Origin of the sequence: Halobacteriovorax sp. RT-2-4, assembly GCF_047085445.1 — a bacterium.
Classification (GTDB): domain Bacteria; phylum Bdellovibrionota; class Bacteriovoracia; order Bacteriovoracales; family Bacteriovoracaceae; genus Halobacteriovorax_A.
This window is the reverse complement of sequence record NZ_JBKIXY010000001.1, coordinates 208,000-228,568: the sequence shown is the minus strand read 5'-3', so window position 1 is coordinate 228,568 and position 20,569 is coordinate 208,000. Positions and strand designations below refer to the sequence as shown.

Below are 20,569 nucleotides of genomic sequence, written 5' to 3'. Positions count from 1 at the left end.
GAACTAAGGAGAGAAGAGTGAAAAAAATATTTCTACTAGCGATTTTACCATTTTCAATTTTTGCCACGGATAAGACAATTTGCGGAATGGATGATCGAGTACCTTCAAATGATCCAAAAGTTGGTCGCTCACTTGAAAGAGCAAGAGATAAAGCAGGTTGTACAGTAACACTTGTATCAAACTCATGTGCTATCTCAGTAGGTCACTGTGCTGCAACATTCAATGTTATTGAATTCAACACTCCTGCTTCAACAAGAAGAGGAATTGCACACCCAGACCCTAAAGATATTTACGAAGCTGATAAAGCGACTATTAAATATAAGAGCAATGGCCAAGGAGATGACTGGGCCGTTTTCAAAATCAAGCCTCATAGAACGACAGGTCTACTACCTGGTCAAGCACAAGGCTTCTACCCTATCGCTAAAGATATTCCTGCAGTTGGGACAATTCTTTCAATCACAGGTTATGGAAACGATAACGAATTTGAAAGAAAGTTTGCTCAACAAAATAATATTGGCCCATTAACTGAAATCGGTGGTGACTATTATGGACAGCATCGTGCTGCAATTTTAAACCACAGAGTTGATACAATGGGTGGAAACTCTGGCTCAAGCGTACTTAACCTTGAAACAGGTGAAATCGTTGGAGTACACTCTCACGGTGGATGCTACGGAAGTGATGAATCAAATGCGAATGCTGGAACTGTTCTTCAACTACATGCAGAGTTTAAAGCGGCCGTTGAAAACTGCCTAGCAAGTGAATAAAGAAAACTAATTCTATTGACTACAATATTAGGCCTCTGCTAAGTCAGAGGCCTTTTTATCTCTATAAACTCTACACTAAGCATTGATAACAATTCAGAAATCCTTTAAATTAACGCATCACGCAACAACAAGGATTTCCATGAATAGATTATTACCTATTTTTATATTACTTATCACGCCTTCAATATTTGCCTTAGAAAAGTCAATATGTGGCAATGATGATCGAATTCCTTCAAATGAACCCAAGGTAGGTAGAGCTCTTCGTAATGAAACTGCAACTGATGCCTGTACAGTCACGATGATTTCAAAAAGTTGCGCCCTATCAGTAGGCCACTGCAAGAAGTACTTTAATATCATCGAATTCAATACGCCTGAATCTGACAAAAATGGCATAAACTACTCATCTAAAGAAGACACATATAAAGTAGATCAAAGCTCAATTACTCTTAGTGATGCTGGACCAGGAAATGACTGGGCCGTTATGAAAATACTACCAAATGAGACGACACAAAAGTATGCTGGAGATGTTCAAGGCTTTTATGAATTAGATTACTCTGTTGCAGCAAGTAAATCACTTATAAGTATTACTGGCTACGGAGTCGATACTGAAGCAGAAAGATCTTTTGCTCAACAAAACGGCATCGGTTATATAGAGAGTATTGGAAGAACTGGCCTAATTCGCCATAAGGTTGATACGACTGGTGGTAATTCTGGCTCAAGTATTATTAATCTAAAATCGGGAAAAATTGTTGGTGTTCACTCACATGGTGGCTGCTCAATCAATCACTATAGTAACACAACAAATCTTGGAACAAGCGTTTCGACAAATATATCATTCAATAAAGCGATTCAAGCTTGTCTTGATTCAGAATAAAAAAAGCCTCTCATAAGAGAGGCTTTATTTTATAAATTTATTTCTTTTTCTTCTTACCTTTCTTTTTCTTAGTACCTTTCTTCTTGCGGTTCTTAGCGATAAAGATTCCAGCACCAACAACAAGCGCAAGGATCAGATAAAGAGTCATATCATCACCACCGGCACCTTTACCTTTTTGTCTTTGGCCACCAACGCCAATATCATTAAGACCTGCTTCGTTATCTAAGAAGTCACCTGAAGCACCCGGAACTGCTTCACCTTTATTACCAGCGAGCTTAAGCCCATCAGCATCATTCTTAATGCGAGAAAATACCTGCATCGTCTCAATGATCTTATCAAAAATTGGCTTATAAGTTTGGTAGTGTTCCTTTGCAACTGAGAACGTTACAGCTACACCTAACTCTCCTTTTACAGTCGCAAGATAACGAGTATAAAAGCCAGGAACCTCACTTGATAAGTGAAGTGAATCAACCCAAGTATGACCTTGACCTTGAATCTTCTTCATTCTCGTGTATGAAGGTTCTGAAATTTGTGTTTTTCCACCAGGTAGCTTAAATGTTTTGGCCTGCTCTAAATAGGCCTTGTATTGAATTAAGTCATCTTGTTTACCACGGTGCTTGGCCGCGAAAATAATGATGGCCTCTTTCTTTCTTCTATCATTTGTCGACTGACAAACATACTCACTTCCCTCAATAGAACACTCCCAACCATTTGGTAGTTCGAACTCAAGAAAGTTAGAAGTATAAGGTTTTGCAATTACAGCTGATGTGGCCAGTAGGTAGAAAGCAATTAGAATTTGCTTCATCATCGATAATATCCTTTTTATGTTTATATTCAATATTTTAGCTTAACTTACAATTATATCAATTACTAAATATTTCCTCATTTCAGCTACTTAATCCTGGCAGCAAAGCCTTTTTCTATTGGCACCTTACGGTAACGTGCCACAACTTTTATAATTGATGAAGCACTTGAAACTTCATAAACCTTGCCTTGAGCAACTAATATATTTCCGCCGAAGTAGTCTGTTTTATAAATATCAACAATATTTCCAACTTGAATATCGTCAAGAGAGCCATGATCAATCTTAATGAAAACTCCCCTAGGAGAAACCTTAATAACATTGGCCTCGACAGAGTACTCTTTAAAACTCTCTTCAAATTTCTGCTGAGCAGTTACACCACCAGTAGTCCAAGTAAGACCTAGAGTTGTATAAAAGTCTTTATCAGTTGAAGTTCCAACAACCTTTGCACCAACTGTTGCATAAGCAAGATACTTCTTTCCAAATAGAGTTTGAGCACTAACGTCTAAGTTTAGGAATTGGCGATTAATCGAATTCCACCTTGAAGTGTAACCACTAGCAACAACAGGCTTTGCGTTCGGATTATCAGTGTATTCATCACCACCCAATGAGTAGACACCATTTGCAGAAAGCCAAAAGGCCCAATCAACATAATGCTTTACAAGTCTTGCATCAAAAATGATCTCTGAAGAAATAGGGGCCCCAGGAATACGGTAACCAACCTTGAAGTCGTATGATGTCCACTTTGTTGATTCAAATTTAGCTAGGAAATTGAGCTCAAGATCATTTCCACCGTCACCTAAAATTAATTCATCACTTGGCGCTGAACCAGAATACGTATCAACAGTATAAGGCCTGAAGCGATAAAGTGCGTTTACAGCAAAATCTTTTCCATGCATTTTATCAAAAGCATAGAATGCTCCGACATAAAAAGACTCAAGCCCAGCTGTCGTTTGCGTCTCAAGAGTATCACCACTACTTACATATCGTCCTTTAAGGCCAGCAAGAAGTTGAAACTTAGGCATGATGGCATATTGATAATCAATATTTGCATCAAGTAAATTGTAGCTTACATCATCATTGTAAACCACTTCATTACCCTCACTGTCAACTTGAGAAAGAGTCGAAGAAAAGCTGCCTTCAATCTTAACTTTGGATGCACCTTTATTTAGTGCAGTAGCGTCTGATTGATAGATTCGAGGGTTTGCTAAGGCCTGTAGGCCAGAGGCAAACAAAATCGTTAACGAAATAAAGATCTTTATAAATTCCATATGTTATATAGAATAACCTTCTTTATTACTTTTTAATATAGATAGAATTCTTTTACCTAGCAGGCGATATTTTGTTTAATATGTCCGATTTTATTAATCAGGATTATCGTTATCCATTTCTCTTTCTCTAAGTAACTTTGAAATGTAATGCCATTTTCACTAGCAAGACGCTTCATTGAGAGTAGGCCAATGCCATTTGATTGTTGTTCTAAGTCTGTGTGCTCATTAATTTCATTTGAGAAAGTTAGTTGAATCTTCTCATCAACTTCACTGATGCGACACTCAATCATACTTTTGGGACTCGACCAAAGATATAAGTTTTTTGAGATATTTTTTATTAGGCGTTCAAAAATTTGTCCATCACAAGAAAATTCAATAGGGGCCAGATCACTTTGAAAAATTGAAACTTTTAAGTCGACCTTTAATTGATAAATTTCAAATTGTCTCTTACAAGTATCAATAAGACTTTCGACACTATATGAATCTGTATCCTTTAAACGCTTAAATTGGGATGATATTTGATTTTCTAAGGCCTGCACTTCATTATAAATAAGATTAAGACTTGCTTGCTCCATCTGACCATGACGAGACTCTAAATAGAGCTTCAGGCCATGTGTGTGATTGAGAAGATCATGGAGAAAATGTAGTGCTTCGTTATCTGACTTAGGTATATTTTTAGACATAAAAAAAGGCCTCTTAAAACGAGGCCTTTATATTTTGACTTAGATTAATCCGTCGTACTTTGCTTCACTACCAAGGGCCTCTTCAATTCTTAGTAGTTGATTGTATTTTGCAAGACGATCACTTCTTGAAGCAGAACCTGTTTTAATAAGTCCACTCGAAGTTGCTACAGCAAGATCAGCAATGAAGGCATCACTTGTTTCTCCTGAGCGGTGAGAGATAATTGCTCTAAAGTTATTTTCAAAAGCTAGCTTTAACGTATCAAATGTTTCACTTAGAGAACCAATTTGATTAATCTTAACTAAGATTGAGTTTGCCTGCTTTTTCTCAATACCTTCAGCTAGGATCTTCTTATTTGTTACAAATAAGTCATCTCCAACTAGTAAGCATTTATCCCCTAACTTTTCAGTTAGTTTTACCCAACCAGAATAGTCAGCTTCATCAAGCCCGTCTTCAATTGAATATATCGGATATTTTGAAACTAAATTTGAGTAATATTCAACCATATCCTCACTTGAATAGCTCTTACCTTGCATTTTGTAGCTTCCATCTTTATAGAACTCTGAAGCAGCTGCATCAAGGCTGATCGAGATATCTTGACCTGGTTTATAACCGGCCTTCTCAATAGCGCTGAGAATTAGATCAAGGGCCTCTTCGTGTGACTTAAGAGATGGTGCAAACCCACCTTCATCACCAACATTTGTTGAATATCCTTTTTCTGTTAAAACACCTTTTAGAGCGTGAAAAGTTTCAACACCAGCTCTTAGGTTTTCACTAAATGACTTTTCCATATGAGGAATAATCATAAATTCTTGAATATCAAGATTATTTGAAGCGTGCTCCCCACCATTGATAATATTCATCATAGGAGTTGGTAAGCGATACTTATCACTTGCCACAGGAACACCTAGATCTTCTCTTAAATAAGCATAAAGAGACTTTCCTTTTTCAAGAGCACCTGCACGAGCAACACACATTGAAACAGCAAGAATAGCATTAGCTCCTAACTTTTCTTTATTTTCTGTTCCATCAACATCAAGCATTGCTTGATCAACAGCTCTTAAGTCAAAAACATCCATTCCGATAATTTTTGGCGCGATATATTCATTGATATTTGAAATTGCCTTTCTAACAGATTTTCCAAGGTAGTAAGACTTGTCACCGTCTCTTAACTCAAGCGCTTCCTTAGAGCCAGTTGATGCCCCAGAAGGAACTGCTGCACGGGCCATAAAACCATTTTCAGTTACTAAATCAACTTCAACAGTTGGGTTTCCTCGTGAGTCTAAGATTTGACGTGGAGTAATAGATTTAATTTTAGACATATACCAATCCTTCGTTAGTTTAAAATTTGCCATATTTTAACTTACGCTTTTAAGGATCGTCACTTAGAAAAAGGGAAAACCTTCTAAATTTTGCTTTTTAACTTTGCGCCATAAATCTGGGCTTCGACTATCACGATAATAGAAGAAATCGACGATTTGAGCATCTTCGTTTATGACACATTGATCTGCCATATGCTTGGCCACATGATAACAAGGAGAAATACTTTGGGCCCCAACATTGGCCTTAAATAGCTCTTTGACGAAAGGATAGTGAGTACAACCTAAAATTATATAATCATAACTCTCTTTCTGGCCTGAAGGAAAAATTGAATCAACTATCTCTTTAGAAATCTCATCTTCATTGAGCCTTCCACTATCAAAACTGTCTTCAATAATTTTAGCTAAATTCTTTGATACGCGGTAAACCAAGTGTTCTTTTGGATCATAGCGCTCTTTCAAGCTCTGAAAACGCATAGAATCTGCAGTAATCTTAGTTGTTAAAACCACTCCCTTTTGCTTTTTAAGCTCTGGGCGCAGGTTAATGACATTAATAAATGGTTCAATCCCAAAAAAGCGAATACTTGGGTAATTAGTGCGTAATTCATTAATGGCCATGGCCGTAGCAGAGTTACATGCAATTAAAATGGTATCAATTCCATGAGAGATAAAGTCTTCGACAATACTCTGACAAAAAGTAAATACTTCTTCTTTTGTCTTATTGCCATATGGTGCATTCAGGCGATCTGCAAAGTAATAAATTTCGCAACGATCCATAAGTTTTGCGACTTCACGCAACACGCTAAGTCCACCAATGCCAGAATCAAAAATACCTATCTTCAATATTTCACCTTAAATGCTAGACATCCCTAAAAAAGTCGTTATTTTATCCCTTATGGGTATTAAAAATAAATTCGTAAACTTTTTCACTAGAATTAATAAAAACCGTCTATCTAATGATGATAGCAGAGACAAGCTCTTAAAGTCTATGCAAGAGTCGCTACAAAGTCCGGTGAGAATTTGCTTGGCCCATAATGTTTTTGAAAAGACACCTTTGCGTGATGATCGAAAAAATCTTCATGATATCTATCTTCACGTTGAGAGCAATGACCATAATTTACTTTTGCACTTTGATCAAATGAACATTCTCAATTTAGTGGATAAAGAATTTATCGAATATCAAAACGAAGTCGAAAATTTTGATGCAAAGAAATTTGAACAATATGCCGTTAAGGCCATGATCGATGGTTCAATTGAGAACTTAAAATCAATCCCACCAAAGACAGGACTAAACGAAGACAAATCACTTGAGTGGCTAAAAGTAACTCTACTAACGCTAAAAAAGTCACTGGCCCGTATTGATCATAGAAATACAATTTTAAGTTACAAGGTGTTTTTTGGACAATGGGAGCAATCCCCTATTCTTAGAGTCATGATTTACAATCTTGATATTAAGCTAATTTTCAATAAGGATCAGTTAAAGCTAGAAGTTAAAAATAAAGAGAATCGAGCTGAATTTGATTCTCAAGCAAAAAAATATGAAGCTAGTTTTGGCCAGCTTCATAATGATGTATTAAATGAAATAATTAATTTATTTGTGAGTTTAAAACAAAGCGTCAGCTAGTTTTAGTTAAGCTTTGAATTAAGCTTTGTTAGGAAGTCCCTTGCACTTGATGTTGCAATCGCAGTGTACTGGTACGAATCAAGAATTTCTGATTGAACATCTTTTTTAAGAGCGTAAAGCTTCTTTAGATCAACACCCTTAGGCTTACCTTCCGATAATTTATTAAGCTGCTTATTGATTGAACGAAGTTCCCCAATATATGCATTAATATCAATTTCAGAACCAAAATTATTCAAATTCTTAGTAGAGTTAATAAGGATCTCTGAAAGATTTGAAGTCTTCTTCTTTTCATTCTTTAATGTAGCAATAACATCATATTTACCACGACAATTTGTGATACGCCCTTTTAGTGAAGGACAGTTAAATGCAAGGTTTTTAATCTCATAACTAACTTTTGTATTATCGCGAAATCCAATTTTTGCAATAACACGATTAAGATTTGCAATAATATCTTTCTTTAGTATTTTTGCCGCCTGATTTTTATCAAGGCCAAGTCCGTTATTTTTAAGCTTTGTTAAAACCGCCGCCTTATCATTGGCAGATTCAATATTTACTAAGTTATTTTTTTCTAACTTTATGTGAACAAGAGAATTCTTTTCAACTAAAAGAGATTCATCAATTGCAACTTCTAGTGTTTCTGTTGCAGATTTCTTATTTAGGCCAACTTTAAGATTTGGTTTTTCAATTCGAGTAAAAGCAAGTTCTTTATATTGTCCCTGCCCATAATTTTTAAGAGTGTAGATCTGCTCAGACTTAAGCTGAAAGCGAATAGAATCAATATCATCTTGAATTGTTTCTAGTGCAAAAATATTTGCAGATAGAGCAATCGCTGTCATCACAAGAGTTGATTTGATGAATGAAGTAGTTCTATTTCTCATTTAATTTTTCCCTCAAAAATAAAATTAAGCTATTTGACGCCTTCAATAATATCAGCAGAAATGACTTTATTGGGCCTAGTTGAAAAATAGTAATGCCATGTTCATTTTCTATGCACCAAATTTTAGACAGCACTACAGGAATCTACGTAGTTTAAATTTTATTGCTTTTTACTCTAATGTAATTACAATTAATTATATGAAAATAGACGTGGATATTGACAAGTTTTCAGGGGGTTACAAGGTAACATTCCCCCTATCTGAATTCAATGACTTAAGTGATTTTAAGATGAGCATCGCTATCATCAAGGTTTTTAGCGCTGATATGGAGCTTGAACCAGAACTTGAAGTGGATGATATCAAGGAAATCGTCGACAAGACTAAAGAGCTAGATCAGAACCGATTTATCGTTGAAATCTATGAGGATGGTATCGAAGTTGATATCTAATAATTAAGCGACCTTTTTCTTAACCATATCCTTCACCCAATCTGGGGCAAGGAAATTAGATTTTGGAAATGGTAGCTTATGGACAACAATATCTTCAAAGAAAGTTGGTACATAATTACACGGCACCATCTCTCCTATATACTTACCAGTTTGCGGATCCTTACCAGTTTGAACCCAGCGAAAGATATCGCGAACAATATAATTCCCATTATTATCGACACCTAATACTTCTGAAATATGCGACGTACGACGTCCCCCATCATGATAACGACTACACTGAACAACAATTTGCAGAGCACTCCCAACCATTTTCCTAACAGCATCTGGTGGAATTTTTGTATCACCCATAAGGCAAAGTGTCTCAAGACGAGTACAGGCATCGATTGGGTTGTTGGCGTGAACAGTTCCCATTGAACCATCGTGACCAGTATTCATAACTTGAACAAGATCCAGGGCCTCATCTCCACGAACCTCCCCAACAATAATTCTATCAGGGCGAAGCCTCATGGCAGAAATAACGAGATCACGAATTGAAACTTCCTCAATCCCCTTTAACTCATCCGCCTTTCTCGTTTCAAAATTTACGACGTGTTCGGCATCAACTTGTAGTTCTGCCGCATCCTCAATAATGATGAGACGTTGTGTTTTAGGAATTCTTCCCCCTAAAACGTTTAGCATCGTCGTCTTCCCAGAACCCGTACCACCAGATACAAGAACATTCTTTCCAAGATACACGCATATATCCAGAAACCTTGCGGCCACATCAGACATAGAACCAAATGAGATAAGGTCCTTAAGAGTTAGACTTTCCTTAGAAAATTTACGAATGGCCACCGTCGTTCCATTCTTTGCCATCGGAGGTAGTACCACGTGAATACGTGAACCATCTGGCAGACGCGCATCTAGGCGCGGGTTATCTTCATCAATTGTTCGATTTACCGATTGAGCAATGGCACGCATTGCAGAGATAAGTGATGATTCATCTTCGAATTGATTTGGAACTTTAAAAACGAGACCTTTCTTTTCAACAAAAATTTCATGGGGCCCATTAATCATAACTTCGGAAACACCTTCATCTTCCAAAAGGTCGCCTATTGGATAAAGTAAATTCTTAATCGCATCGTTAAATACCGAAGACATAATCCCTCACAATCAATCTCTAAATATAAATCAGTCGTCTTTTGGACGCCAAACACGCACTCGCTCACTTTCACGAGATGCGATTTCTCTTTTTTGCTCGTCTTTTTTTGCCTTCTCTCGTGGATGTTCAATAACAGTTAAAATTCCACTGATTTGTCCTGACGGGCAGTAAAATTTGAAGCGTCCAGGCGTATCAAGAAAAACTGAAGCTTCCCTAACTTCACCAGTCTTGGCCTCAACATATACTTCGTGCTCTTTTAATATTAGACAACTAGGCTGTTTTGTCGCTGATGTAACATAAAGGTTTAACTTCTCACCAACGAAGGCCGTAACCTTTGAAGGAAAAAAACCTTTATCTGTAGCGATAATCGACAGATCTCTCTTAGGAATCTCAAATTCCTCTTTCTTATGAAAGTAAGTCTCCTGGATGCCAAAGGCAAAGGATGTAATAATCAATGTCAATAACGTCACAACGAAGCTTTTCATAAATTATTTATCGGTATCTTATAGTGGATACTTTAGTCGTCTGCTCAAATTTAGCCGACTACTTTGCTCGTTATTTCAGTAGTTTAGTAACATTAACAAATATTATAGATTAATTTAGTTATAAAAAATAATGTGACGAATTAAAATAAGCTCATATTGTTTATAATTTTGAATCAACGCTGCATTTGTAACTGATAAGGAAATCACCTATGAAAGCTCTCATCATTGACGACAAAAGAACAATATCAGAATCCCTTAAGTCACTAATTGCAAGCAGTGGCTATTTTGCAAATGTATCAATGGCCTCAAATGGAGTCGATGCCTGTCAGATGATTAAAAATGATAATTATGATCTCATTGTCATCGACTTAAATCTCCCAGAAATGGGTGGCCAAGAAGTATTACAATATATTGAACGACTCTATCACCTCGAAGAAAAGCAACGTGAGAAATATCCACATATCATGCTCATTTCGGGAGATATCGATGTCGACAAGATTCATGATGCTTCAAAGATAAATGTAGAAGAAGTTCTGACAAAGCCATTTAACGCCCAGGACTTCAATCATAAGCTCTACGCAATTCTCGAAAATTTAAATGGAGAAATTATCGCTGCTTAGATTTCTTTAAAGGCCTAAAGTCCATGACGATATTACCATCCTTCATACTCATCTTAACTGAAGTCGAGTCAAGATTAGCTCTTAATGGGATACTCTGTGAAAAAGATGATTTTGAAATACCATTTGGCGATTTAATGACCTTTTGACCACTAATAACTATGATGTTTTCTTTCACTTCGACATTGACTTCATCATCTTTAGAAATTTTGATAACGAGAGTGTCAGCATCCTGCCAAAAGTATTCCACCATATTCACATGACGATTGAAGCGATCAGGAAGCCCTTTGATCTGGCCTAACTTCTGCATTCGCTCAAACATCTTTTGAATCTCGGCATCAAAGCTATCCCCTGCTTGCATCTGCTTAAACATCTCATCACGCATTTGTGTGATTTGATCAACCAGTGGATCATTAGTTTGGCCATAACTTACAACTGAAAGTAGAAAAAAAGTGATACAAATTATCTTCTTCATAATGCTAAAACTTTATCATAATTTTAATGACTTAACCAAAGAGTGGTGAAAAACTTTAACACATTCACAATGCAGCACAGCATCTAGAAACCAACAAAATCTTACATTAAGGCCCAAATCAAAAAAAGACTTTTACATAGTGTAAAAAATTCAGAAAAATCATATCTACGCTAAACCAGAAAAAAGAATTGGCAAATCAATAATATACTTTTCAGGGAGGACTGATTTGAAAAAAGGAATTTTAGCTCTACTACTTGCATGTGTATCGACTTTTTCTTTCGCATGTGACGAGCACGGAACAACAGGAATCGTAGAAGACAACAACCTATGGATTCCTTCAAATGTTAAAAGTATCAACACAATTTCAGAAGGTGAGTTCAACTCAATCATTGATAAGATTGAAGCGATCTATGCACCGATTATCGCTGCTAAAGGTAAAACTTTAGAAATCGAAAGAAAATGGGAAGATGGAACTGTTAACGCATACGCTCAGCAAATTGGTAACACTTGGCGTGTTAGTATGTTTGGTGGTCTTGCAAGACACGAAACAATCACAAGAGACGGATTTGCAACTGTTGTATGTCACGAGCTTGGTCACCACCTAGGTGGAGCACCTAAGAAAGCTAGCTGGTGGGGATCTTCATGGGCTTCAAACGAAGGTCAAGCTGATTACTTCGCTACTTCTAAGTGTCTAAGAAAGTTCATGGAAAACGATGATAACGCTTCAATCATGAGCGAAGTTGAAGTTCCAGCTGTAGCAGTTAAGAACTGTGAGAAAAACTTTGTTAACGAAAACGAATATGCAATGTGTCTAAGAGGTTCAATGGCAGGTATGTCACTAGCTAACCTTTTCAGAGCACTAAGAAGCATGACTTCTGAGCTTAAGTTTGACACTCCAGATCCAGCTGTAGTTTCTAAAACTAATGACAACCACCCAGCACCACAGTGTCGTCTAGATACTTACTACCAAGGTGCTCTATGTACTGTTGACGCTTACACAGATGTAGATCAAAACGATGCAAACATCGGTACTTGTAACAGAACTGAAAACTTCACAACTGGACTAAGACCACTATGTTGGTTCAAACCAGGTCAAGCTGTAGTTGAAGCACAATAATTAAAAATTAAATTATTGAAAATAAAGAGGCCCGCAAGATGCGGGCCTTTCTTATTTAATGGACTATGAATTAGTCTTTCTTACGATCTTTCTTTGAACGAGTCTCAAGATCACCGTTGAATACTTTTAATTGATTGATGTAATCTTTGTATCCAAAAGTCGAGTCATATAAAGCTTCTAGTTCTTGAGCTAGTACTTTATATGTTTCTTTTGCTTCTTCATTAAGCTTACCAGCAGCTGAAGATGCCTTGTATTCTTTCTGTAGAGCACCGATCATTGTATTAGCAACTTTTGCGTTGTTATCCCAATCAGTTTTAATTTCTCTTTCAGTAGCAGTTAAGATGATAGAGATTAAAGTTTCAACTCTATCTTCTTTATACCCATCATCACCGTAGTTAGTTGTTGAGTTTGTAAGGATTGAGTTGAAGTAATCCGCAACAGACTTATCAAAGTTCACATTATCAAAAGAAGCACTACGTGTATTCATGATTCTTCCACCAACTTTTGATGTTACCTTACCAGAAAGCCCATTATTGATAATGAATAATGGATCAACTCCTGTAACACGAACAGGAACTCTCTTTGACTCACCTGCTTTTAGAGCTGTTGTTGTAGCTGTATAAGTCTTACCATCATTCATTGCTACAGAGATATCAACAGAGGCTGAAGTTTCTGAGTTTGAAGGGTTTTTAACAGTTACGTATACTGTTGCGTCCCCAGCTACTACAGAGTTAATCTGAGTTTGTGCATGGTAAACTGGTGCTACATCTAAGATTTCGATAGTTTTGCTATCTGTACTCTTAAGTTCGTAAACCTTCTTGATATCGCTTCCATCAATACTTACTGTAAGTCTTGCTGAATCAAATACATTTAGGTTATTTGAAAGCTTACCTTGAGCTTTTGCTGAAGTGTGAGTAAAGTTCAATGAAGCTGGAGCAGTTACGTACTCTGAGCGACTTGAACCTGATTCAAATGAAGCTGAATCAAGAGAAACTTTAATATTTCCAGACTTAAGACCTAAGTTTCTTAAACCTAATACAGACTTAAGTGACTCACCTCTTGTAAAGATTCCATTTCCGTCACCAGAAAGATCGAAACCAGTGATCTCAACCATTGGGTTATTTACAAAGTAATCGAAATTCTTATTCCAAGAAGCTACAAATAGGTTTTCGTATTCTTTAGCAAATGAAGTTGCCGACTGTGCCTTGTAAACTTCATCATAAGCTTGTTGCTTGGCAAGATCACGTGCAACGATTAGACCTACGGCCTTCCCAGAATCTTCTCCAAGGTTGCGTGCCATTGTATGTGTTGATACGAAGGCCTTACCAAAGTGCTCTTTTGCAAGATTTCTATAAGACTCAGCAAATGCGTCAGCATATACGGCCTTTAGGTCTTTAGCAGACTTTCCAGAAACAGTACGGTAGCGAGTTTCAAAGATTGGACGATTTAAGTCATCAACTTGCTTATAAACGATATTTCCGTTTGCATCTCTTTTTACTACTTTGCGTCCTGTTGGCTGTCCATCAGCACCGATCTCATCGATTTCAACAGCTACACTTTTTTGGTGATAACCAATTCTTTGCTGATATGCTTCTTTAACATCTTGGATATTACGATAAGCAATTGCTTCTTGTTCATCAGATGCTTGAAACTTATTCCATGCGCGAGTTGTTGACTTCCAACCATAGTCTTTGAAGTTATACTCTCCGTATGCAGAGAATAGATCCCACATTGAAACAGTGTGTAGACCTTTATCGAATAGAATAGGTGTTGAAGAACACTTATCTGCTAAACTTGATCTAAGACCAAATTGTCTAGCAACAGCACGAGCGTGAATTCTCTTAGAGATTGCAGATGAAGAAGAAACCCACCCAGCGTTAATTACATCACTAAATGATCCACCTTTTCCATCTCTTGCATAACCATCATCAAAACCTTCAAAACGTGGAACTTTAAGAACATTAGAGTAATCTTTTGATGGAGCTGTTACAGTTTGAGAAGCATCATCTCTTACATTATCTCTAAAACGTGAGATGATTTCAGATTCTGTTGAATAACGTGAATCCTTTGCGGCCTTATCTTTACCAAGTGCTACAGCGTTTTCAATTGTCACACCTTTAAGAGCACGTTGTTCGTCTCTTAAGATATCAACCGACGGGTTTGAAGTCACATTAAACCCACGATATAGACCTTGTTGATAACCATCAACACAACCTAAATGTGTCCCTTCTCCAGCGGCATATACAGCGGCCATGCGTTGAGCAGACTGAACTCCACGCTCACACATTTGAGTGTGTTCTTTATCCATATTTGGATCATCATAAACTTTCTTACAAACAGTTTTAGAAATATTACTTAGGTTCTCCGGTGTATAAATACCATCTAAAGAAATCCCTTCGATTGAAGAATTGTAATAACCCGCGATAACAGCAGGTGCTTGCGTCATCAAGAACGCGGCAACTAGAAGTTTTTGTTTTTTGTTGTTCATTCTCTTCTCTCCTTTTTCGTTTTTATTCTTACTTTGTTTCAAAATTAATAACGTCATAGTTCAAATTTAATTCGTTATCCATTATATTTTTCTTAATTAATTCATTTAACGTATTCTTCGCATGAGTGCTTATCGCAGGGTTTTGCGAATTTAAGTCTCTCAATACCTGATCCTTTAAATGGTGGGCATTGATATAATGTGGATACTTAAGTTTTCTTCTTTCCACTTCACAAATAACATCAGTCTTGTAAGAGTCATAAAGATTATCTGGTGTCTGCAATCCTTCTGGAGGATAAATAATCTGAATAAGATTTCTAACTATTGGAATCTGGTTCCAATTTGAAGTTATGACATTTCCAAATGCCCAATTCACAAAGTCAGAACAAACACCTAGCTTTGAATAATCCTCTTTATTTTCAACTTTCTTTAATGCCTTCTCTTTCGTACGAGTCATCTTCTTTGCACTCTTTTCATTAACTCGAAGCCATGCAAAATTTGTGCGATAATCATCATAAGTATCGCAGCCATCAGAATGACACTTGCGATATCCCTTCTTTATCTCGAGAAAAGGAGGCATTTTATCTTCCTCTTCCTTTCCCCAATTAAAGCTAAGAGGGTAAAATCCCATCGTATTTATACGCGTATCACGCTCTATTTCTGTAATGATCTCAGCGTGTCTAAACTCTAGACTTCGATCATTAAACTTTAAAAACTCGACAAGCTTGATGGCCCCTGAAGTTCGAGGACTAAAGTCTTCAAAAAGATCGATATCACTTTCTAGTGATCTTCTAAGGAGAATATTTCCTGGCCCGCCAAGTAGTGAGCATACTTGGGTAGCACGATAATACTTAAACTCCATCTCTTTAAGACCAAGCGTTGGATCAAGCTCAATCACTACTAATCTCTTATTTAAGCTTTTAGCTTCTAAAGAAAATAAGTTGAACGTCTTATATACACGAGATAAAAGTACACGCGCATTTTTTGTATTTGTCTTTGTAAGATTTACTAGCTGTCTAGTCTGTGACACTAACTGTGTAAGCTTTGCAAACTGTGCTCCATCATTGATATCAAAGTCTTCGAGAAGCTCTTCTACTTCCTTTAAGATCTTCTTATATTTGATATAGTCATAGGATTCGGCAGTATATGGACGACGATATTCTTTTCTTGGCCCATGATTCCTTTTAATAAACAGTGAAAGATGATCAATCATTCTTGTTAGTGAAATCTCTAATTCATCTTGTGCATTATAGAAGTCACCTAGTAATTCTTCTTTTTGCTTAAGGAATTCTTCCTGCTTTTGATATACCCTTGCAACCTCTCTAAGTGGTTTTGAAATTTGAATATAAATATCTTCTTCTTTTAACATTTCTGCTAAATTAAGCACTGATGCTGAAATTTGAGAGATAAGAATCTTACGAGAAGATGGGAGCTTCTCGTATCCCTTTGTCTTAGAAAATGTTGGGATAAGCTTATCTAAGTATTGAATGAACTCGAGTGTTTCTTTATAGGCAAGCTCATCTGTGTACTCACCTTCTTTATCTGTGCCTAGTTGGCCCTTCTTTAAAACTCTCTTGTGAAACTTTCTAATAGCAGAATGAATATTCTCATATTGGTAATAGGCTTCTGTATATCCATTTCGCTGATATTCTGAATTATGGATTTTGGCCATATTTCTTAAGCGAACAAGAATCTTAGAAGATGCCCTCTTCATTGATAAAACTTCACGATTAAATTGCGTTGAAGCAGATGCTAGGATCATGAAATTGAATACAAGAATAGTGACGAACTTGATTAAAGTCGATTTCTTTAGGTTTTGCATGGCAATTAATATGCAAAAAAAGTGCCACCCATTTTGATTAAATTATAAGCATTTAGAGTTTAGAAAGTGTTCAGAATTTAGACAAATAGACATTTATTCAACAAATAAAAAAAGGCCTCACTATTGCGAGGCCTTTACATTCTTATTATTCGTAGTGTTGTTGTTCTGGTTCCCCAGTATTTATTAAAATTACTTAATTAGACCAATTTCTCTTAGTCTTTGATTTAGGAAGTCTCCAGCAGTGATATCTTCCCACTTCTTGCCTTCACCTACACAGCTTTCTAAACAAGCTAGAGATGCTTTTGAGTGCGGGTGCACAAAGTATGGCATAGAGTATCTTTCTTCACCAGAATTGTCTGGGTTGATTACTCTGTGAGTAGTTGCAGGAAGTACATTATTCGTTAGCCTTGCCATCATATCTCCAGAATCAACAACAAGTTGTCCTGGTTTAGAATCTACATCTAGCCAAGTTCCATCACGATCTAAAAGCTGTAAACCTGATGAAGTTGCACCAACAAGCATTGTGATAAGGTTGATATCCTCGTGTGCACCGGCCCTAATTGAGTTTGTTGTATCGTGACCAGTTGTTGGCGGGTAGTGAATCGTTCTTAGAATTGAATTTCCATCATTAACCATATCTGCAAAGAAGCCTTGTGGTACGTCTAGCCCTTTTCCAATTGCTTCTAAAAGAACATTTGCAGTAGCATCCATAGATTCATAGAGAGAAAGAAATTTTTCTTTAAAGCCAGGAACTTCTGCAGGCCAAATATTTTCAGGATAAACCCCTTTGTATTGTGAAGTCGCTGCAAGCTCACGCCCAACGTGCCAAAACTCTTTTAGGTCTGGGTGCTTGCTATCTTTTGCGTGCTCCATTCCAAATGGAGTGTAGCCACGTTGACCACCGTTTTGTCCTTGGTAATTAAGCTTAGTTTCCACAGGTAGAGAGAAGAATTTCTTTACCATATCATATGCTTCATCAACTTTATTTTGATCAACAGTGTGATTATCTAGAATGATAAAACCGTATTCTTTTAGGCCGTACATTAAGTCGTCGACAAATTTAATCTGATCAGCAGTCGAGCCTTCAGTGTAAGAAGTAAGGCTTAATTCTGGAACTCTTCTTTCATTATTATTTGCAGTACTCATAATGACTCTCCATTTTCGATGTCGATTTATTTTAGTAGATAAAAATTTATTACAGTGCGCATAAATTAAAGTCAATAATGACAATTATAAGCCACGACTAATACACAATGCAATTACATATAGTTAGAAAGGGATTTTGAGAAATTAGATAGTAAGGATACAATAATTATGCCTTAAAAATAGCACTTCCTACACGAATACAATCACTGCCTAATGCAAGAGCATCGGCCATATCACCGCTCATTCCCATTGAAAGCTTTAGCTCTTTATCGACAGCATCACGAATTTCTACTAACTTTTTAAAGCTATCACGAGGAGCAGCTCCATTAGCAGCGGCCATGGTCATAAGGCCCACGATATGAATATTGCTAAGTTCTTTGGCCTCGTCGATAAAATTTCTAACAGAGTCAAGATCCCAAAGGCCGCCTTTTTGTTCTTCACCACTAGTGTTAACTTGAATATAAAACTCGCAAGGAGACTGAAGCTTTTCATTGAAAAGGCGCATATGCTTTAAGCTATCAAGAGATTGAATACATTTTAAATTTGGAACCTGACAAATTTTTGAAATTTTATTTGATTGGATATGACCAATGAAGTGCCATCTAATATCATGAAAACCTAATTCATGTGCCTTTTGGGCCTTAGGCATAAGTGACTCAATACGATTCTCACCAAAGTCTCTATGTCCTAATTCGTAAACAGTTATGATATCTTCAAACTCACTATACTTGGTTACCGCCAAGAGTTTATTCTTGTCACCAACTTGAGTAAGAATTTTTTGATAATTTTCAGAAATCATTTTTCAGATTTTTTCTCTTTCTTCTTAAAACTTACAGTAACTTCATAATCCTCAAGTATTGATTCTACAATTGTTTTAGGATCAACATTCTTTAGGTAACTACGAAGTTCTTCTCGAACAGAAATGACAAAATCCTCTTTTGTCTTTTTAGCGTTTGTCATAAGTCCAGATACAATATCTTTTGGCAAAGGCAGATCATCTAGAACCTTCTTTACAGATTCTTCTGTCATAAAAGCTGCCCCAATGCCAATTGAGACAACTTTCTTTATCGTATCACCTAAAATTCCATCTGACTTATCTGTTTTCTTAGACTCGCTCATAATCGACTCACTAGTTCTTTGCGCGCTCGTAGAAGCTTTTCATCATAGAAGGCAGTGATGTTTCAGTAAGCTTATTTACGATCATCTTAGCGCCTGGGATAAATCCTTTGACTTCGATCTCTAAACTATATGTTACTTCAGTTTTACCTTCACCAAGATCTTTTAAATCCCATCCACCGTCGTTAACTTTAAATAAATCACCTTTCTTGAATGTCCAAGCAACCTTATTAGGACGGCTCATTTCCATATCAAGTTGGTAATTTAATTTTTTAATCATATCGATTGAGTATTCAACAACACCACTTGCTTCAGTCATATCATGAACTTTAATTTCATTCACACCAAGAACAAAGTCTGGGTAAGATTCAAAGTCAACAATAACGTCATATAGTTTATTAATATCAATATCAAAAACTTCAGTGCGGCTTGCCTTTGCCATAATCAACTTCCTTGTAATTATTATTTAAAAAATTAGTAGCGTGGTTTTGTATCAAATCTATGTTCAGCAACGATTCTTCTAATCGTTCCCGACTGACTTCTCATAACGATTGATTCAGTAATCGCACCCCATGACTTGAATTTTACACCATTTAAAAAACTTCCATCTGTAACACCTGTTGCACAGAACATTACATTTCCAGAAGCCAGCTCATCGATTGTGTAGATCTTATTGATATCATCAATTCCCATTGTTTTAGCACGAGCGATTTCTTCATCATTTCTTGGCTTAAGTCTTCCTTGAAAATCTCCACCAATACAACGAAGGGCCGCTGCAGCGATTACACCTTCAGGTGCACCACCTGTCCCAAAAAGGATATCGATACCACTATCTGGTTCACTACAAGCAATTGCAGCAGAAACATCACCGTCACCAATTAATTGGATACGAGCACCAGCGTCTCTTACCTGTCTAATTAATTCTTCGTGGCGAGGGCGATCTAAAATAACAGCAGTAAGATCTTGAATACGACACTTCTTTGCCTCAGCAAGTCTTTTTAAGTTCTCGGCAGGAGTATCATCAATATTGATAAGACCTTTTCCTTCAGGACCTACAGCGATTTTTTCCATATAAGTATCAGGAGCATTTAGGAAATTACCTTTTTCAGCAATGGCCATTACTGCGATTGAGTTCCAACCACCATTTGCACATACTGTCGTTCCCTCTAAAGGATCTAGAGCAATATCAAGCTCTGGGCCATTGCCCGAACCAACCTTTTCGCCAATGTAGAGCATCGGTGCCTCATCGCGCTCACCTTCACCAATAACAACAGTTGCATTACACTCAACAGAGTCTAGCATTGTTCTCATGGCATCAACTGCTGCTTGGTCTGCGGCCTTTTCATCACCACGTCCCATTAGCCTAGCTGAGCTAATAGCGGCCATTTCAGTAACTCTTACAAATTCTAAAGCGAGGTTTCTATTCATTATCAATCCTTTTAATTCAAAACATTTAGCATTATTTTAAGGAGATAAACCTCAATTGAAAAGCTTCGTTTTGAAATAA

22 protein-coding genes are annotated in these 20,569 nt (G+C 36.8%); 6 read left to right on the top strand and 16 right to left on the bottom strand.

The window, feature by feature from the left end; genetic code table 11:
• Positions 1-17: 17 nt before the first annotated feature.
• Entirely contained in the window at positions 18-764 is a 747-nt protein-coding gene (locus tag ACMAYL_RS01095; RefSeq protein WP_412470597.1) for a trypsin-like serine peptidase, read from the top strand.
• 139 nt (positions 765-903) lie between these two features.
• Positions 904-1,638, top strand: a complete 735-nt coding sequence (locus ACMAYL_RS01090; RefSeq protein ID WP_103217152.1) for a trypsin-like serine peptidase — start codon at positions 904-906, stop codon at positions 1,636-1,638.
• A gap of 37 nt (positions 1,639-1,675) precedes the next feature.
• Here ACMAYL_RS01090 and ACMAYL_RS01085 read toward each other — a convergent pair whose 3' ends face one another.
• The 5 genes from ACMAYL_RS01085 to ACMAYL_RS01065 form a co-directional block, all read right to left on the bottom strand.
• Complete coding sequence (locus ACMAYL_RS01085) at positions 1,676-2,446, bottom strand: hypothetical protein (RefSeq protein WP_103217151.1); 771 nt, start codon at positions 2,444-2,446, stop codon at positions 1,676-1,678.
• An 83-nt stretch (positions 2,447-2,529) separates the two neighbouring features.
• A complete protein-coding gene (locus tag ACMAYL_RS01080) occupies positions 2,530-3,711 on the bottom strand; it encodes a hypothetical protein (RefSeq protein WP_412462562.1) in 1,182 nt (393 codons plus the stop codon).
• A 56-nt stretch (positions 3,712-3,767) separates the two neighbouring features.
• Positions 3,768-4,394, bottom strand: coding sequence for a hypothetical protein (locus ACMAYL_RS01075; protein WP_412470596.1), 627 nt, complete (start codon positions 4,392-4,394; stop codon positions 3,768-3,770).
• Between the two features lie 39 nt (positions 4,395-4,433).
• Positions 4,434-5,714 (bottom strand): phosphopyruvate hydratase, encoded by a 1,281-nt coding sequence (gene eno, locus ACMAYL_RS01070; RefSeq protein ID WP_412470595.1) that lies wholly within the window; start codon positions 5,712-5,714, stop codon positions 4,434-4,436.
• Positions 5,715-5,777: 63 nt separating this feature from the next.
• On the bottom strand, positions 5,778-6,554 hold the full coding sequence (locus ACMAYL_RS01065; protein ID WP_412462561.1) for a glutamate racemase: 777 nt from the start codon (positions 6,552-6,554) through the stop codon (positions 5,778-5,780).
• 52 nt (positions 6,555-6,606) lie between these two features.
• On the opposite strand from ACMAYL_RS01065, the gene ACMAYL_RS01060 reads away from it, so the two are divergent.
• Positions 6,607-7,335, top strand: a complete 729-nt coding sequence (locus tag ACMAYL_RS01060) for a hypothetical protein (RefSeq protein ID WP_103217146.1) — start codon at positions 6,607-6,609, stop codon at positions 7,333-7,335.
• A gap of 2 nt (positions 7,336-7,337) precedes the next feature.
• Here ACMAYL_RS01060 and ACMAYL_RS01055 read toward each other — a convergent pair whose 3' ends face one another.
• Positions 7,338-8,213 carry a hypothetical protein gene (locus ACMAYL_RS01055; RefSeq protein ID WP_412469495.1) on the bottom strand — a complete coding sequence of 292 codons (876 nt, stop codon included), beginning with the start codon at positions 8,211-8,213 and terminating at the stop codon, positions 7,338-7,340.
• 196 nt (positions 8,214-8,409) lie between these two features.
• Between ACMAYL_RS01055 and ACMAYL_RS01050 the strand changes: the two genes are divergently transcribed.
• The gene (locus ACMAYL_RS01050) at positions 8,410-8,658 is read left to right on the top strand and encodes a hypothetical protein (protein ID WP_146037789.1); all 249 of its coding nucleotides are present in this window, start codon (positions 8,410-8,412) and stop codon (positions 8,656-8,658) included.
• Positions 8,659-8,661: 3 nt separating this feature from the next.
• Here the strand turns inward: ACMAYL_RS01050 and ACMAYL_RS01045 are convergent, their stop codons facing one another.
• Complete coding sequence (locus ACMAYL_RS01045) at positions 8,662-9,798, bottom strand: CpaF family protein (protein WP_103217143.1); 1,137 nt, start codon at positions 9,796-9,798, stop codon at positions 8,662-8,664.
• A 30-nt stretch (positions 9,799-9,828) separates the two neighbouring features.
• Positions 9,829-10,284, bottom strand: a complete 456-nt coding sequence (locus ACMAYL_RS01040) for a cupredoxin domain-containing protein (RefSeq protein WP_103217142.1) — start codon at positions 10,282-10,284, stop codon at positions 9,829-9,831.
• Between the two features lie 209 nt (positions 10,285-10,493).
• On the opposite strand from ACMAYL_RS01040, the gene ACMAYL_RS01035 reads away from it, so the two are divergent.
• Positions 10,494-10,904, top strand: a complete 411-nt coding sequence (locus tag ACMAYL_RS01035; RefSeq protein ID WP_103217141.1) for a response regulator — start codon at positions 10,494-10,496, stop codon at positions 10,902-10,904.
• Here the strand turns inward: ACMAYL_RS01035 and ACMAYL_RS01030 are convergent.
• Entirely contained in the window at positions 10,891-11,376 is a 486-nt protein-coding gene (locus ACMAYL_RS01030; protein ID WP_412469494.1) for an Hsp20/alpha crystallin family protein, read from the bottom strand. The genes ACMAYL_RS01035 and ACMAYL_RS01030 overlap by 14 nt on opposite strands.
• A 226-nt stretch (positions 11,377-11,602) precedes the next feature.
• On the opposite strand from ACMAYL_RS01030, the gene ACMAYL_RS01025 reads away from it, so the two are divergent.
• Complete coding sequence (locus ACMAYL_RS01025) at positions 11,603-12,493, top strand: ImmA/IrrE family metallo-endopeptidase (RefSeq protein WP_103217139.1); 891 nt, start codon at positions 11,603-11,605, stop codon at positions 12,491-12,493.
• A 70-nt stretch (positions 12,494-12,563) separates the two neighbouring features.
• Here ACMAYL_RS01025 and ACMAYL_RS01020 read toward each other — a convergent pair whose 3' ends face one another.
• The 7 genes from ACMAYL_RS01020 to glpX form a co-directional block, all read right to left on the bottom strand.
• Positions 12,564-14,981 carry a hypothetical protein gene (locus tag ACMAYL_RS01020; RefSeq protein ID WP_392992075.1) on the bottom strand — a complete coding sequence of 806 codons (2,418 nt, stop codon included), beginning with the start codon at positions 14,979-14,981 and terminating at the stop codon, positions 12,564-12,566.
• A 28-nt stretch (positions 14,982-15,009) separates the two neighbouring features.
• Complete coding sequence (locus ACMAYL_RS01015) at positions 15,010-16,800, bottom strand: hypothetical protein (RefSeq protein WP_412469493.1); 1,791 nt, start codon at positions 16,798-16,800, stop codon at positions 15,010-15,012.
• A gap of 189 nt (positions 16,801-16,989) precedes the next feature.
• On the bottom strand, positions 16,990-17,946 hold the full coding sequence (locus tag ACMAYL_RS01010; protein ID WP_103217136.1) for an isopenicillin N synthase family dioxygenase: 957 nt from the start codon (positions 17,944-17,946) through the stop codon (positions 16,990-16,992).
• A gap of 166 nt (positions 17,947-18,112) precedes the next feature.
• Positions 18,113-18,745, bottom strand: a complete 633-nt coding sequence (locus ACMAYL_RS01005; RefSeq protein ID WP_412470594.1) for a YggS family pyridoxal phosphate-dependent enzyme — start codon at positions 18,743-18,745, stop codon at positions 18,113-18,115.
• On the bottom strand, positions 18,742-19,065 hold the full coding sequence (locus tag ACMAYL_RS01000; protein ID WP_103217134.1) for a hypothetical protein: 324 nt from the start codon (positions 19,063-19,065) through the stop codon (positions 18,742-18,744). Before ACMAYL_RS01000 ends, ACMAYL_RS01005 begins: the two co-directional genes overlap by 4 nt.
• A 10-nt stretch (positions 19,066-19,075) precedes the next feature.
• A complete protein-coding gene (locus ACMAYL_RS00995; protein ID WP_412462557.1) occupies positions 19,076-19,504 on the bottom strand; it encodes a type II toxin-antitoxin system RatA family toxin in 429 nt (142 codons plus the stop codon).
• Between the two features lie 32 nt (positions 19,505-19,536).
• On the bottom strand, positions 19,537-20,490 hold the full coding sequence (gene glpX, locus ACMAYL_RS00990) for a class II fructose-bisphosphatase (protein WP_103217132.1): 954 nt from the start codon (positions 20,488-20,490) through the stop codon (positions 19,537-19,539).
• Positions 20,491-20,569 lie beyond the last annotated feature (79 nt).